Origin of the sequence: Limnohabitans radicicola (assembly GCF_014837235.1) — a bacterium.
GTDB classification, from domain to species: Bacteria; Pseudomonadota; Gammaproteobacteria; order Burkholderiales; family Burkholderiaceae_C; genus Limnohabitans_A; species Limnohabitans_A radicicola.
Genome location: NZ_JACYFT010000001.1, coordinates 1057156 through 1071068 on the forward strand (window position 1 = coordinate 1057156; position 13913 = coordinate 1071068).

Annotated in this window: 16 protein-coding genes and 1 tRNA gene; 5 read left to right on the forward strand and 12 right to left on the reverse strand. The window is 61.2% G+C overall.

The window, feature by feature from the left end:
- Positions 1-3 precede the first annotated feature (3 nt).
- Positions 4-303, reverse strand: coding sequence for an Asp-tRNA(Asn)/Glu-tRNA(Gln) amidotransferase subunit GatC (gene gatC / locus IC609_RS05200; RefSeq protein ID WP_191818362.1), 300 nt, complete (start codon positions 301-303; stop codon positions 4-6).
- Between the two features lie 212 nt (positions 304-515).
- Here gatC and IC609_RS05205 point away from each other — a divergent pair, with 212 nt between their 5' ends.
- The 4 genes from IC609_RS05205 to mrdA all read left to right on the forward strand — a co-directional run bounded on the left by IC609_RS05205 (position 516) and on the right by mrdA (position 5095).
- Positions 516-1559, forward strand: a complete 1044-nt coding sequence (locus IC609_RS05205; protein ID WP_191818363.1) for a rod shape-determining protein — start codon at positions 516-518, stop codon at positions 1557-1559.
- Between the two features lie 76 nt (positions 1560-1635).
- The gene (mreC, locus tag IC609_RS05210; RefSeq protein ID WP_191818364.1) at positions 1636-2595 is read left to right on the forward strand and encodes a rod shape-determining protein MreC; all 960 of its coding nucleotides are present in this window, start codon (positions 1636-1638) and stop codon (positions 2593-2595) included.
- Positions 2592-3113 (forward strand): rod shape-determining protein MreD, encoded by a 522-nt coding sequence (mreD, locus tag IC609_RS05215; RefSeq protein ID WP_191818365.1) that lies wholly within the window; start codon positions 2592-2594, stop codon positions 3111-3113. The genes mreC and mreD overlap by 4 nt, the downstream gene beginning before the upstream one ends.
- Before the next feature lie 2 nt (positions 3114-3115).
- Positions 3116-5095, forward strand: coding sequence for a penicillin-binding protein 2 (mrdA, locus tag IC609_RS05220; RefSeq protein WP_191818366.1), 1980 nt, complete (start codon positions 3116-3118; stop codon positions 5093-5095).
- Between the two features lie 58 nt (positions 5096-5153).
- Here mrdA and IC609_RS05225 read toward each other — a convergent pair.
- Positions 5154-5229: transfer RNA gene (locus tag IC609_RS05225), tRNA-Arg, on the reverse strand.
- Between the two features lie 143 nt (positions 5230-5372).
- Between IC609_RS05225 and IC609_RS05230 the strand changes: the two genes are divergently transcribed.
- On the forward strand, positions 5373-5903 hold the full coding sequence (locus IC609_RS05230) for a c-type cytochrome (protein WP_191818367.1): 531 nt from the start codon (positions 5373-5375) through the stop codon (positions 5901-5903).
- 76 nt (positions 5904-5979) lie between these two features.
- On the opposite strand, the gene IC609_RS05235 is transcribed toward IC609_RS05230, so the two are convergent.
- The 10 genes from IC609_RS05235 to atpE form a co-directional block, all read right to left on the reverse strand.
- A complete protein-coding gene (locus IC609_RS05235) occupies positions 5980-6522 on the reverse strand; it encodes a DUF2946 family protein (protein WP_191818368.1) in 543 nt (180 codons plus the stop codon).
- The gene (locus IC609_RS05240) at positions 6515-7531 is read right to left on the reverse strand and encodes a YheT family hydrolase (RefSeq protein ID WP_225223990.1); all 1017 of its coding nucleotides are present in this window, start codon (positions 7529-7531) and stop codon (positions 6515-6517) included. Before IC609_RS05240 ends, IC609_RS05235 begins: the two co-directional genes overlap by 8 nt.
- The gene (locus IC609_RS05245; RefSeq protein WP_191818369.1) at positions 7528-7977 is read right to left on the reverse strand and encodes a YybH family protein; all 450 of its coding nucleotides are present in this window, start codon (positions 7975-7977) and stop codon (positions 7528-7530) included. The genes IC609_RS05240 and IC609_RS05245 overlap by 4 nt, the downstream gene beginning before the upstream one ends.
- A gap of 165 nt (positions 7978-8142) precedes the next feature.
- The gene (locus IC609_RS05250) at positions 8143-8556 is read right to left on the reverse strand and encodes a F0F1 ATP synthase subunit epsilon (RefSeq protein ID WP_191818370.1); all 414 of its coding nucleotides are present in this window, start codon (positions 8554-8556) and stop codon (positions 8143-8145) included.
- Positions 8557-8625: 69 nt separating this feature from the next.
- On the reverse strand, positions 8626-10032 hold the full coding sequence (atpD, locus tag IC609_RS05255) for a F0F1 ATP synthase subunit beta (protein ID WP_191818371.1): 1407 nt from the start codon (positions 10030-10032) through the stop codon (positions 8626-8628).
- Positions 10033-10069: 37 nt separating this feature from the next.
- Entirely contained in the window at positions 10070-10939 is an 870-nt protein-coding gene (gene atpG, locus IC609_RS05260) for a F0F1 ATP synthase subunit gamma (RefSeq protein ID WP_191818372.1), read from the reverse strand.
- 27 nt (positions 10940-10966) lie between these two features.
- A complete protein-coding gene (gene atpA, locus IC609_RS05265; RefSeq protein WP_191818373.1) occupies positions 10967-12520 on the reverse strand; it encodes a F0F1 ATP synthase subunit alpha in 1554 nt (517 codons plus the stop codon).
- Between the two features lie 42 nt (positions 12521-12562).
- A complete protein-coding gene (locus IC609_RS05270; RefSeq protein WP_191818374.1) occupies positions 12563-13093 on the reverse strand; it encodes a F0F1 ATP synthase subunit delta in 531 nt (176 codons plus the stop codon).
- A 22-nt stretch (positions 13094-13115) separates the two neighbouring features.
- Positions 13116-13586 carry a F0F1 ATP synthase subunit B gene (locus IC609_RS05275; protein ID WP_191818375.1) on the reverse strand — a complete coding sequence of 157 codons (471 nt, stop codon included), beginning with the start codon at positions 13584-13586 and terminating at the stop codon, positions 13116-13118.
- Between the two features lie 37 nt (positions 13587-13623).
- A complete protein-coding gene (atpE, locus tag IC609_RS05280) occupies positions 13624-13872 on the reverse strand; it encodes a F0F1 ATP synthase subunit C (protein ID WP_019429175.1) in 249 nt (82 codons plus the stop codon).
- Positions 13873-13913: the final 41 nt, after the last annotated feature.

The following is a 13913-nucleotide window of genomic DNA, read 5'->3' on the forward strand; positions in this document are numbered from 1 at the left end:
GGCTTACTCGATGACTTTGGGAACCAGGAACAGGCCGCGCTCGACGGCCGGGGCGCTGCGCTGGTTGGCCTCGCGGTGGTTGGGCTCACTCACCACGTCTTCGCGCAAGCGCAAAGCGATGTCCTGGATGGCCGCCACGGGGTGCGCCAGCGGCTGCACGCCCGAGGTGTCGACCGCCTGCATGGCTTCGACGATGCCAAAAAAGCCGTTGATTTGTGCGAGCATGCGCTCACTTTCTTCGGGTTTCAGTTCCAGACGGGCCAGGTTGGCGATCCGGTCAATATCCTGCGAGGTCAGGGACATGGGTTCAAAAGGGTTGTTGGCGACAAATATTTACCCCGCTGTGCAGGCGGCCAAGCCGCCTCGGACAGGGGTGATCGGGTATTATCCAGTGTTTGCTTCAGGCGCCTGCAAGCAACACCGCAAGGCCATCGCAAACCGCTGATTTTTGACCGCTGTGCCCAGCTCTCACCGCCCGGATTGTGGCCGTCAGACTGCACCCAAAGGATTCCCGCATGTTTTCCTCTTTCCGTCGTTATTTTTCGAGTGACCTGGCCATCGACCTGGGCACCGCCAACACCCTGATTTTTGTGCGCGACAAGGGCATCGTGCTGGACGAGCCTTCGGTGGTCGCCATTCGCCACGAAGGCGGCCCTCAGGGCAAGAAGACTTTGCAGGCCGTGGGCCACGAGGCCAAGGCCATGCTGGGCAAGGTGCCGGGCAACATCGAAGCCATCCGCCCCATGAAGGACGGCGTGATCGCCGACTTCACGGTCACAGAGCAGATGCTCAAGCAGTTCATCCGCATGGTGCACCCCCGCAGCACCTTCCGCCCCAGCCCCCGCATCATCATTTGTGTGCCCTGCGGCTCGACCCAGGTCGAGCGCCGAGCCATCCGTGAGTCCGCGCTGGGCGCAGGCGCCTCCGAGGTGTACCTGATCGAGGAACCCATGGCCGCGGCCATCGGCGCAGGTCTGCCCGTGTCGGAGGCCTCGGGCTCCATGGTGGTGGACATCGGCGGCGGCACCACCGAAGTCGGCGTGATCTCGCTGGGCGGCATGGTCTACAAAGGCAGTGTGCGTGTGGGCGGTGACAAGTTCGACGAAGCCATCATCAACTACATCCGCCGCAACTACGGCATGCTGATCGGTGAGCCCACGGCCGAATCCATCAAGAAGAACATCGGTTCGGCCTTCCCCGGCAGCGAGGTCAAGGAGATGGAAGTCAAGGGACGCAACCTGTCTGAAGGCGTGCCCCGCAGCTTCACCATCAGTTCCAACGAAATCCTCGAAGCGCTGACCGATCCGCTCAACCAGATCGTGTCAGCCGTCAAAACCGCGCTGGAACAAACACCGCCCGAGCTGGGCGCCGACATTGCCGAGCGCGGCATGATGCTCACGGGTGGTGGCGCTCTGCTGCGCGACCTGGACCGTCTGCTGTCCGAAGAAACCGGCCTGCCCGTGCTGGTCGCCGAAGACCCGCTGACCTGCGTGGCCCGTGGCTGCGGCATGGCGCTGGAGCGCATGGACCAGCTGGGCAGCATCTTCACCAGCGAATAAAGCCGCCCCTCAGGGTGGCCCGAGTTGGGCCACCTTTTTTTGCCCTTCACAGACTTCAGCAACCGGCGCACGCTTCATGGCCTTGGACACCCTGGACCGCAGTCCGCCCCCCATCTTCAGGCAAGGCTTGTCCAGCTTGTCCAAGTTGGTGCTGCTGGGTCTGTTGGCCATCTTGCTGATGTCGGTCGACAAACGGCTGAACATCGCGCAACCCATCCGCTCCACCGTCAGCATCCTGCTGACCCCGCTGGAGTGGCTGTCGCTGCAGCCGGGGCGTGCAGCCACCGCCATGGGCGCGTATTTCAGCCGCGTCGACGAAGCACGCGATGTGGCGCTGCAGTACCAGACCCGCACCATCGGCCAGGCCCAACGCCTGCAGCAGGTCGAGCAGCTGATGCAGGAAAACGCACACCTGCGGCAACTGCTGGATTTGCGCAGCCAGACGGCCAGCCCGGCCAAGGCCGTGGAGGTGCTGTACGAAACGGCTGACCCCTACACGCAGCACATCGTGATCGACAAAGGCCAGCTCTCTGGCATCGCCAGCGGCTCGGCCGTGATGGATGTCGCAGGCGTGGTGGGCCAGGTCACGCGGGTGTATCCGCTCGTGAGCGAAGTCACCGTGCTGACCGACCGCGACCAGAGCATCCCTGTGATGAACGCACGCACAGGCCAGCGCTACATTGCATTTGGCGACCCGGTCACGCTGGGCGGCTCGCTGGAGCTGCGTTTCGTGCCAGCCAGCGCAGATGTGCAACAAGGCGATTTGCTGACCACCAGCGGCATTGATGGCATTTACCCAGCGGGCTTGCATGTGGGTCGCGTGCAGCGCATTGACCGCCGCATCGACACCGCATTCGCCAAGGTCTACGCCACCCCCATGGCCAGCGCACGTGGCAGGCATTTGCTGATCCTGCCCCCTGTCAAGGACATGCCGGCCAAACCACCCGTTGAAGAAGCCGCACCGCGCAAAAAAGCCCCCAAGGCACAAGCCAGTGCGCCACAAGCCGCAGCGTCCGCAGCAGGAGCCAAGCCATGATCATGCCCGCAGGCAAACCGCTGCTGCTGCCCGCCAACCCGAAATTCATCGCCGCCAGCCTGGTGCTGGCGCTCTTGGCCAACATGCTGCTGGGCCTCACTGGACAGGCCTGGCTGCCCGATGTGCTGGCTGTGGTGCTGGTGTTCTGGACTGTCTACCAGCCGCGCCGCGTGGGCATGGTCATCGCCTTCCTGCTGGGGCTGGCACTCGATGTCCACGAGTCCGCCCTGCTGGGCCAGAACGCACTGTCTTATGTGTGCATCAGCTACATGGCGATCTTCATCCACCGTCGCATCCAATGGTTCCCCTTGCGCGAGCAAACCCTGCAGGTGCTGCCCCTGTTTGTGGCGGCAGCAGCATTGGAGTGGACCACCCGCTTGATCGTGCAGGACGCATGGCCTCACTGGAGCCAGTTGCTGGCGCCTTTGCTGCAAACAGCACTGTGGCCCTTGCTGGGCGCTGTACTGCTGGCCCCCCAACGCCGCCCGTTTGAACGCGACAACATCCGGCCGCTCTGACCATGGCGCTGAGCATCCCTTCGCTTGCCGAACTGCGCGACAGCCAGGCTGAAATCCAGCGCTTCCATAACCGGGTGCTGGCCATCCAGCTGGTGGTGCTGGTGTGCTTTGTGCTGCTGCTCAGCCGCCTGTTTTACCTGCAAGTGGTCCGCCACGATGACCTGCTGGAACAAGCCGAAGACAACCGCACTGCCATCTTGCCCACGGTGCCGCCGCGCGGCACCATCATGGACCGCAACGGTGTGGTGCTGGCCAGCAACTACTCGGCCTACACGCTGGAGATCACGCCGGCCAAAGTACCCGACCTTGAAGCCACCATCGACGAACTGGCCACGCTGGTGGACATCCAGCCCAAGGACCGCAAGCGCTTCAAGCGTTTGCGCGAAGAATCCAAGAGCTTTGACTCGCTGCCGATCCGCACCCGCTTGAGCGACGAAGAGGTGGCGCGGTTTTCTGCACAGCGTTACCGCTTCCCGGGCGTGGACATCAAGGCCCGCCTGTTTCGCCAATACCCCTATGGCGAGCTGGCCAGCCATGTGATCGGCTACATCGGCCGCATCAATGCCAAGGACAAGGAACGCATCGAAGACGACGACGAAGACGGCAACTACCGGGGCACCGAGTACATCGGCAAGCTCGGCGTCGAGCAAAAGTACGAGCGCGAGTTGCATGGCATCACCGGCGTGCAGGAGGTCGAGACCTCGGCAGGTGGCCGGGCCATCCGGCGCCTGTCGAGCCGCCCGGCCATTCCCGGGCAGAACATCGTGCTGTCGATCGACATCCAGCTTCAAAAACTCGTAGAAGACCTGTACGGCCCGCGCCGTGGTGCCCTGGTGGCCATGGACCCCAAGACCGGTGAAGTGCTGGCCTTTGTGAGCAAGCCCACTTTCGACCCCAACCTGTTCGTGGAAGGCATCGACGTTGAAAACTGGCAGGCCCTGAGCGAGTCGATTGAAAAACCCCTGCTCAACCGCGCGCTGCGCGGCACTTACCCGCCGGGCTCGACCTACAAACCCTTCATGGCCCTAGGCGCCCTGACCACCGGCAAGCGCAGCGCCAGCACCATCGTCAACGACAGCGGCTCATGGACCTTCGGTGGCCACACCTTCCGCAGTCACGGAGACCATGGGCTGGGCCCTGTGGACATGGTGCGCTCCATCGTGCTGTCGAGCAACGTGTACTACTACTCGCTGGCCAACGAGTTGGGCGTGGACGCCATCCACGACTTCATGAAACCGTTGGGCTTCGGCCAGATCACCGGCATCGACCTGCCCGGCGAAGTGCGCGGCGTACTGCCCAGCACCGAGTGGAAGCGCAACACTTACAAACGACCCGAGCAAAAGAAATGGTTTGCCGGCGAAACCATCTCGCTGGGCATTGGCCAGGGCTACAACGCTTTCACCATGCTGCAGCTCGCCACAGCCACCACCATCCTGGCCAACGGCGGCCACAAGTTCACACCCCGCGTGGTGCAGGCCACGCAAGACGCGCTGACCCATCAGCAGCAGCCCGTGGCCTCGGCACCCTTCACTTCGCTCGGCTACAAGCCCGAACATCTGGAAGTGGTGCGCAATGGCCTGATCGGTGTGGCCACCTCTGGCACCTCGGCCCAGGTGTTTGCGGGCGCTGCGTACCAAAGCGCGGGCAAGACCGGCACGGCGCAGGCCGTGACCATTGGCCAAAAGGACAAATACAACGCGGCCAAGCTCTCGGAGCACCAACGTGATCACGCGCTCTACATGGCCTTCGCTCCGGCCAATGACCCGCAAATTGCTCTGGCTGTGATCGTTGAAAACGCGGGCTTTGGCGCCGCACACGCCGCCCCCATTGCCCGGCGCGTGTTCGATTACTGGCTGCTGGGCCAGTACCCCAGCGAAGAAGACATCGCGGCCACCCAACTGGGCCAGACCAGCCGCCCGATCGGCCTGCCACGGGCCAGAAAAGACGTGCCGCTGGCAGCGGTCAGTCGCACACGCAACTGAACGCTAAGAACCGGACCCCCAACAAAAACGCCACCTCAAGCGGTGGCGGGTTTGCATTTGGTGCGGCTGGCGGGGATCGAACCCACGACCCTTGGCTTCGGAGGCCAATACTCTATCCACTGAGCTACAGCCGCATCATCCGTGCAGGCGCAAATTATCTCACGCATTCCCGGGGCGGCGGGTTGCTGCAAGGTGGGTGAAGGGTGGGCCGCTATAATGCCCTGTTGATTCCGGTCAAACTTCGGTTCCAGGCGAACCTGTCCAACAAGAGGATGTCATGAGCGACAACAGCCACGATCAAGCACACGAAGCCCACACAGGCCCTATCAAGAACGCCAAGCAGCTCGTCTGGGCCAGCATTGCTTCTTTCGTGGTGCCCGTTTTCATCATCATTGGCCTGGTGAACTATGTGACATCGGCCAACAAGGAAGCTCCTGGCAGCACGGACACAGACAAAGCTGTGGCCGTGCGCATCCAGAAAATCGGCGCTGTGGAAGTGCGTGATGCCAATCGCCCTCTCAAGTCGGGCGAAGAGGTCTACACCGCACAATGCGCGGCTTGCCATGCCTCTGGGGCTGCGGGTGCGCCCAAGTTGGGTGACGCTGGCGCCTGGGGCCCTCGCATCAAGCAAGGTCTGGACGGCCTGACCACTTCTGCCCTCAAGGGCAAAGGTGCCATGGGCGCCCAAGGCGGCGGCGATTTCAGTGACATCGAAATCTCCCGCGCTGCAGCCTACATGGCCAACAAGGGCGGTGCCAAATTCGAAGAGCCCAAGGCACCTGCGGCTGCCGAAGGCGAGAAGAAGTAATCCCTCTCTTCACCACAAAAAACCGACCTTGGGTCGGTTTTTTTGTGTCTGCACCGGCCACTCAAGGCCTTAGCCACTACAACGCTGCGGCTTGCGCCTGCGGGCTGAGGACAAAACCGTAACGCTGCGGCAATGCCTCTGCATCGCATTCTTGCAGTGTCCATGCCCCGGCCTCCAACGCCTGCGCAGCCAGGCCCACGTCCAGCGTGTGCACAAGCCCCAGGCCCAGTGGGGTGTGCAGGTACACGCGGCCATGCTGGTCCATCAGGCAGGCCTGCACGCTGGTGCGCTGACCATTGTGCGTGAGCGGCACATGGTCTGCCCCCAGTCGCCAGATCCAGGGGGCGGCTTCGAGTTCCACAAAAACACGCTGTGGCCCATTTTGGAAATACCAGCGTCCTTGAGCATCGGCCTCGTAGTTGCGCTGGATGAAGTCGATCAGTTTTTCGTGCCGCAGCACCGAGCCTTTGGCACCCGGCACACCGCTTTGAAAAGCCCCCAGCGCCTGCACACGGTCATCGCGCATGTGCCACTGACCGCGGCTGTCCAGGCCCAACCAACCCACACAGGCGGGCACATTGGGCCACTTGCTCATGGCCTGGCGAACGATGTCATCCATGGTGCGAAACCTCTGCTGCTGCAGTCACCCCTGCCGCCTCAAGCAACCAGCCCCCCACAGCGTCGGGCAAGCCACGCACATGCCCGGGCCAATGGCCTTGCGCAAAGCCCACATGGCCTCCATGCAGCGGTTGCCACAGCGCCACGTGGCGTGACACTTCGGCTGCGGTAGGCAAACTGCTGGCGGGCACAAAGGGATCGTTGCTGGCATTGAGCGCCAAAGCAGGCACACTGATTGCCGCCATCACGGGCTTGGCAGAGGCCCTGCGCCAGTAATCATCGGTGTCGCGATAGCCATGCAAGGGCGCTGTGAACACGTTGTCGAATTCGTACAGGTCCCGCGCCGCCACCAGCTTTTGACGGTCAAACAGGCCCGGATGCTGCGCCAATTTGGCCAGGGCCTTGGGCTTCATCGTCCGCAGGAACATCCGGGTGTAGACCTGGCGGTTGAATCCCCGTCCAATGGCTTTGCCGCTTTCGGCCAGGTCCAGCGGCGAACAAATCGAGGCCACCGCATCGGCAGACCGGGCGGCCTGGGCCCCATGTTCGCCGGCCCAACGCATCAAAGCATTGCCGCCCAAGGACACCCCTGCAGCGACCAACTTGTGCCCGCCTGCGGCCAGGTGGTCCGTCCGAAAGCGTTGCAGCAGCCAATCGATTTCAGCATGGTCACCCGAATGGTAGGCGCGTGGTGCCCGATTGAGTTCGCCACTGCACCCGCGAAAGTGCGGCAGCGCCAAATGGATGTCATGCTCCGCAGCCCAGTCGGCGAAGGCTTGCGCATAGTGGCTCTGGGACGAGCCTTCGAGTCCGTGAAACAACACCAGCAAGGGGCGCGAGGGGTGGCTGGCGACTTGCCGATCAACATCGACAAAGTCACCGTCGGGCGCTGTCCAGCGCTCCCGAAGCATGGGCGCGGGGGCATGGAGCCTGCGTTTGGCGTACAAAGCCGGCCAGATGGTTTGGGCATGCCCACCCCACAGCCAGGCAGGGGCACGGTGGTTTTTCAATGCAGCACCGGTGCCTGATGGCCTTGGTCGGCCACATCGTGCTGCGTGCCCGGGCTGGTGTGGTGCGCCACCATGCGCCAGCCCTGCGGGGTCTTGTGGTAAACGTTGGTGGCCAGCACCCAAGCGGTTTGCGCGCCTTGCGGCGTGAGCACGTCGACTTTCTCGACCAGGTGATGCACAGCACTCGCCAGCGACTCGATTTTGTGGATGCGCTCCGGATGGGCCTGCACGCTGCCATTGGAGAACATGGATTCGAAGGCCTGCCTGATGGCCCCTGCCCCAATCAACCTGGGGCCGCCAGGGTGCACACACACGATCTCGTCTTCTTCTGCCCAGCAGGCCATCAGCTGCTGAATGTCGGCGTTGTGCAGGGCTTCATAAAACGCCTGCTCGACGTCATCGGGCGTGCCACCGACCGTGGCGGCTTGGAGTTTGGCTTTTTTCATGAGGCGGGGTACGGGCAAGGGACTCCATTGTGCCGTGTTCAAGGGCTTTGCGCAGTCCCTGTTTACTTGTAGGCTGCGCGGCGTTTTGCAAGCGCCCATGAAAAAACCCGGCCACATTGCTGCGCCGGGTTTGTTCAGAACGGGTTCGCCAAAGCGAACACACGCTCATTTCTTGCGGTATTTGCGCAAGGCAGCCAGTTGGGCCGCCAGCACGGTCAATTCAGCCTGGGCAGAGGCCAGATCCACTTCGCTCTTGGCGTTGCGGAGGGCTTCTTGCGCAGCCTGCTTGGCAGCATTGGCTTTCTCTTCGTCGAGGTCCTTGCCGCGGATGGCGGTGTCAGACAGCACGGTCACGCAGTCGGGCTGCACTTCCAGGATGCCACCGGCCACGAAGACGAATTCTTCGCCACCGTCAGCCGTCTCGATGCGAACAGACCCGGCCTTGATGCGGGTGATCAGTGGGGTGTGGCGTGGGTAAATGCCCAACTCGCCAGACTCACCGGGCAGGGCCACAAACCGGGCTTCGCCCGAGAAAATGGACTCTTCTGCACTGACCACATCAACGTGGATGGTGTTCATTTTTGCTCCAGTTCAAAAAGGGAAAGTGGTTTCAGCGGTGAGGCGGCCGAGGCCACCTCATCGGTCCGCTTAGGCGACTTTCTTGGCCTTTTCGAAGGCTTCGTCGATGGTACCAACCATATAGAAGGCCTGCTCGGGCAGGTGGTCGCATTCGCCAGCCACGATCATCTTGAAGCCACGAATGGTTTCAGACAAAGGAACGTACTTGCCAGGCGAGCCAGTGAACACTTCAGCCACGTGGAAAGGCTGAGACAGGAAACGCTGGATCTTGCGAGCGCGGGCCACAGCCAGCTTGTCTTCAGGAGCCAGTTCGTCCATGCCCAGAATGGCGATGATGTCGCGCAGTTCCTTGTAACGCTGCAGAGTCCCCTGCACAGCACGGGCTGTGGAGTAGTGCTCGTCGCCAACAACCAGTGGATCCAGCTGGCGGCTGGTGGAGTCGAGTGGATCCACCGCGGGGTAGATACCCAGAGCGGCGATGTCACGGGACAACACGACGGTGGAGTCCAAGTGAGCGAAGGTGGTGGCAGGCGACGGGTCAGTCAAGTCATCGGCAGGCACGTAAACGGCCTGGATCGATGTGATGGAGCCCACTTTGGTCGAGGTGATACGCTCTTGCAGACGGCCCATTTCTTCGGCCAGTGTCGGCTGATAACCCACGGCAGAAGGCATACGGCCCAGCAAAGCGGACACTTCGGTACCGGCCAGTGTGTAACGGTAGATGTTGTCCACGAAGAACAGCACATCACGGCCTTCGTCACGGAAGGATTCAGCGATGGTCAGACCGGTCAGGGCCACGCGCAGACGGTTGCCTGGGGGCTCGTTCATTTGACCGTACACCATGGCCACTTTGGACTCAGCCAGGTTGTCGAGGTTCACAACGCCAGAATCGGCCATCTCGTGGTAGAAGTCGTTGCCCTCACGGGTACGCTCACCCACACCAGCGAACACGGACAAACCGCTGTGCGCCTTGGCGATGTTGTTGATCAGTTCCATCATATTCACGGTCTTGCCCACGCCGGCACCACCGAACAGACCCACCTTACCGCCTTTGGCGAAGGGGCAGACCAAGTCGATCACTTTGATACCGGTTTCGAGCAGTTCCTGTGAAGGAGACAGTTCGTCATAAGCGGGCGCTTTGCGATGGATGGGGGCGGTCAAAGCCTGATCCACGGGACCACGTTCGTCGATGGGGTTACCCAACACATCCATGATGCGGCCCAATGTGGCTTTACCCACGGGCACGGTGATGTTGGCGTTGGTGTTGTACACCTGCATGCCGCGACGCAGACCGTCCGAAGAACCCAGGGCAATGGTACGGACCACGCCGTCGCCGAGTTGCTGCTGAACTTCCAAAGTCAGTGCGCTGCCGTCCATTTTGAGCGCGTCGTAGACCTTGGGCATCTGGTCACGGGGGAATTCGACGTCGACCACGGCGCCGATACATTGAACGATATTGCCTAGTGCTTGAGCCATTTTGGTTGCTCCAATCATTTAAATCTTGTGAATGCCGTCAAACGGCCGCCGCACCCGCCACGATTTCCGAAAGTTCTTTCGTGATCGCCGCTTGACGCGTCTTGTTGTAGACCAGCTTGAGTTCGGCAATCACGTTGCCGGCGTTGTCTGTTGCAGCCTTCATGGCCACCATGCGTGCCGACTGCTCGGACGCCATGTTCTCAGCCACGGCCTGATAGACCTGGGCTTCAGCATAGCGCACCAACAGGTCATCAATGACGGCCTGAGCATCGGGCTCGTAGATGTAGTCCCAGGCATGGCCCGAAGCTGCACCTTCTTGCAAGGACTCGGCAGACAGGGGCAGCAACTGCTCCACCACCGACTCTTGTTTCATGGTGTTGATGAACTTGGTGTAGCACAGGTACACCGCGTTGACTTCACCTTTTACATAAGCGTCGAGCAACACCTTGACGGGGCCGATCAGACGCTCCAGATGCGGGGTATCACCCAGCTGCGTGACATGCGACACCACTTTCGCGCCGACGCGACCCAAGAAGCCAAAGCCCTTGTTACCGATCGCCACGGCCTGTGTCCCCACGCCCTGCGCCTGCAGGTCGCGGATTTTGTTGGTCACTGCACGCAGCACGTTGGTGTTCATGCCCCCACACAGGCCCTTGTCGGTTGTGACCACGATGAAACCGGCGCTTTTGGCGTCATTGGTTTGCATGAACGGGTGCACATACTCGGGGTTGGCCTTGCTCAGGTGACCTGCAACGGTACGGATCTTTTCGCTGTACGGACGAGCGGCACGCATCCGGTCCTGCGCCTTGCGCATTTTGGATGCGGCGACCATTTCCATGGCCTTGGTGATCTTCTTGGTGTTTTCCACCGATTTGATCTTGCCGCGAATTTCCTTGCCTGCTGCCATGAAGGACTCCTTCGTTAGTAGCGGGTATTAAGCGAATGTCTTCTTGAACGCTGCAATCGCAGTGTTCAGTTCGGCTTCAGCATCCTTGTCCATCGCCTTGTCGGCTTCCAGCTTGGCCAGCAGCGCAGCGTGCTTGTCTTTGAGGTAGCCGTGCAGGCCGGACTCGAAAGGCAGAACGCGCTTGACATCGATGTCGTCCATGTAGCCCTTGTTCACAGCGAACAAAGTGGCGGCCATGGTGCTGATCGACAGCGGGCTGTACTGGGCCTGCTTGAGCAGTTCGGTCACGCGGGCACCGCGGTCGAGCTGCTTGCGGGTGGCTTCGTCCAGGTCAGAGGCGAACTGCGCAAACGCGGCCAGTTCACGGTACTGGGCCAGGTCGGTACGGATACCACCGGACAGGTTCTTTACCAGTTTGGTCTGCGCTGCACCACCCACGCGGGACACCGAGATACCGGCGTTGATCGCGGGACGGATACCGGCGTTGAACAGGCTGGTTTCCAGGAAGATCTGACCGTCGGTGATCGAAATCACGTTGGTGGGCACGAAGGCAGACACGTCACCGGCTTGGGTTTCGATGATGGGCAATGCCGTCAGGGAACCGGTCTTGCCTTTGACTTCGCCTTTGGTGAAGGCTTCGACGTAGTCGGCGTTCACACGGGCCGCACGCTCGAGCAGACGGCTGTGCAGATAGAACACGTCGCCAGGGTAAGCTTCGCGGCCTGGTGGGCGGCGCAGCAGCAGCGACACTTGACGGTAAGCCACAGCCTGCTTGGACAGGTCGTCATACACGATCAAGGCGTCCTGACCACGGTCACGGAAGTATTCGCCCATCGTGCAGCCGGAGTAGGCCGACACATACTGCATGGCAGCGGATTCGGAAGCGGAGGCGGCCACCACGATGGTGTACTCCATCGCACCGGCTTGCTCCAGAGCACGCACCACGTTCTTGATCGACGAGGCCTTTTGGCCAATCGCGACGTAAACGCAGGTCATGTTCTGACCTTTTTGGTTGATGATGGCGTCGATCGCGACGGCAGTCTTGCCGGTCTGACGGTCGCCAATGATCAGTTCGCGCTGACCGCGGCCCACGGGCACCATGGAGTCGATCGACTTCAGGCCCGTTTGCACAGGCTGGTCCACCGATTTACGTGCGATCACGCCTGGGGCGACTTTTTCGATCACGTCGGTCATTTTGGCGTTGATCGGGCCTTTGCCGTCGATCGGCTGACCCAGCGCGTTCACCACGCGGCCAATGAGTTCGGGGCCCACGGGCACTTCCAGAATGCGGCCTGTGCACTTGACAGTGTCGCCTTCGGAAATGTGCTCGTATTCACCCAAAATCACGGCACCGACAGAGTCGCGCTCAAGGTTCAGGGCCAGGCCGAAAGTGGGGGTGCCGTCGGCCGTTGCCGGGAATTCGAGCATTTCGCCCTGCATCACGTCAGACAGGCCATGCACGCGGACGATACCGTCGGTCACAGACACCACAGTGCCTTGGTTGCGGATATCGGCGCTGGCGGACAGCCCTTCGATGCGGCTCTTGATCAGTTCAGAAATTTCTGCGGGATTGAGTTGCATGACTCTTTCCTTCTTTCTTTAAATTTGTCCGGTCTCGTCCGCTCAAGCGGTGAGGGCCGATTTCATTTGTTCCAGCCGGGCCTTGACAGAGGTATCGAGCACCTCATCGCCCACCACCACGCGAATACCGCCGATCAAGGAGGCATCCAGCTCAACGCTCACATTGAGCTTGCGCGCAAAGCGCTTTTCGAGCGTGGCCGACAGATCGGCCAAAGCCGATGCATCGATGGGGAATGCGCTGTAGACGACCGCATCAGCGGTGCCACCTTGGGCATTCATGAGGACACGGTACTGCTGTGCAACGACAGGCAGCGCGCCAAGACGGCGGTTTTCAATCACCAGGCGCAGGAAATTCTTGCCAGCCTCGGGCAGTGCGGTACGCACCACGCCAGAGATCAGCTCGAAAACCTGCTCGTCGGACACCTTGGGGCTGTCGGCGAACTGCTGCAGTTGAGCGTTGTCAGCGACTGCAGCGAGTTCTTCCAGCCAGGCGGCCGTGCCAGCGAGATCGGATGCCTGCGCCTTGAACAGCGCTTCGGCATAAGGGCGGGCGATGGTAGCAAGTTCTGCCATGGTCTTCTCTGGCTGGAGCTTCTTAAAGCTCGGTCTTGAGGCGGCTCAGCAGATCAGCATGGACGCCTGCATTGACTTCCTTGCGGAGAATCTGCTCGGCACCCTTGACGGCCAGTGCGGCGACCTGCTCACGCAGGGCTTCACGCGCCTTGACCGATTGCTGCTCAGCTTCAGCTTTGGCAGCGGCGATGATCTTGTTGCCTTCTTCGGTGGCTCGTGACTTGGCTTCTTCAATGATGCCTTGTGCACGGCGCTCGGCATCAGCCAGGCGCGAAGCCGTCTCGTTGCGCGACTGGGCCAGTTCGGACTCGACACGCGCATTGGCGTTGGCGAGTTCAGCCTTGGCTTTGTCGGCGGCAGCGAGGCCGTCAGCGATTTTCTGGGCCCGCTCGTCCAGCGCCTTGGTGATCGGGGGCCACACGAATTTCATCGTGAACCACACCAGAACAGCAAAAACGATGGCCTGCAGGAACAGGGTAGCGTTAATGTTCACGGTTAGAGTCCTTCTTCTGCGTGAAGAGGTCCGTGAATTACTTCAGAACGAAGGGGTTGGCGAAGGCGAACAGCAGAGCGATAGCCACGCCGATCAGGAAAGCCGCGTCGATCAGACCAGCCAAGATGAACATCTTGGTTTGCAGTTCGTTCATCAGCTCAGGTTGACGAGCAGAAGACTCGAGGAATTTGCCGCCCATCAGCGCGATACCGATGGAAGCGCCGATAGCGCCCAGACCAACGATCAAACCACAAGCCAATGCCACGAGGCCGAGAATGTTTTCCATGAGATGCTCCTAAAGGTTGGTGGAAAAGTAAAAACGAAATC

Excerpts from the sequence above, each read along its gene's own strand:
- mreC (WP_191818364.1), top strand. The coding sequence starts at position 1,636 with ATGGCCTTGGACACCCTGGACCGCAGTCCGCCCCCCATCTTCAGGCAA.
- IC609_RS05205 (WP_191818363.1), top strand. The coding sequence starts at position 516 with ATGTTTTCCTCTTTCCGTCGTTATTTTTCGAGTGACCTGGCCATCGAC.
- atpG (WP_191818372.1), bottom strand. The coding sequence starts at position 10,939 with ATGGCAGCAGGCAAGGAAATTCGCGGCAAGATCAAATCGGTGGAAAAC.
- gatC (WP_191818362.1), bottom strand. The coding sequence starts at position 303 with ATGTCCCTGACCTCGCAGGATATTGACCGGATCGCCAACCTGGCCCGT.
- IC609_RS05270 (WP_191818374.1), bottom strand. The coding sequence starts at position 13,093 with ATGGCAGAACTTGCTACCATCGCCCGCCCTTATGCCGAAGCGCTGTTC.
- IC609_RS05235 (WP_191818368.1), bottom strand. The coding sequence starts at position 6,522 with ATGGATGACATCGTTCGCCAGGCCATGAGCAAGTGGCCCAATGTGCCC.
- IC609_RS05250 (WP_191818370.1), bottom strand. The coding sequence starts at position 8,556 with ATGAACACCATCCACGTTGATGTGGTCAGTGCAGAAGAGTCCATTTTC.
- atpE (WP_019429175.1), bottom strand. The coding sequence starts at position 13,872 with ATGGAAAACATTCTCGGCCTCGTGGCATTGGCTTGTGGTTTGATCGTT.
- mrdA (WP_191818366.1), top strand. The coding sequence starts at position 3,116 with ATGGCGCTGAGCATCCCTTCGCTTGCCGAACTGCGCGACAGCCAGGCT.
- atpD (WP_191818371.1), bottom strand. The coding sequence starts at position 10,032 with ATGGCTCAAGCACTAGGCAATATCGTTCAATGTATCGGCGCCGTGGTC.
- IC609_RS05230 (WP_191818367.1), top strand. The coding sequence starts at position 5,373 with ATGAGCGACAACAGCCACGATCAAGCACACGAAGCCCACACAGGCCCT.
- IC609_RS05245 (WP_191818369.1), bottom strand. The coding sequence starts at position 7,977 with ATGAAAAAAGCCAAACTCCAAGCCGCCACGGTCGGTGGCACGCCCGAT.
- mreD (WP_191818365.1), top strand. The coding sequence starts at position 2,592 with ATGATCATGCCCGCAGGCAAACCGCTGCTGCTGCCCGCCAACCCGAAA.
- atpA (WP_191818373.1), bottom strand. The coding sequence starts at position 12,520 with ATGCAACTCAATCCCGCAGAAATTTCTGAACTGATCAAGAGCCGCATC.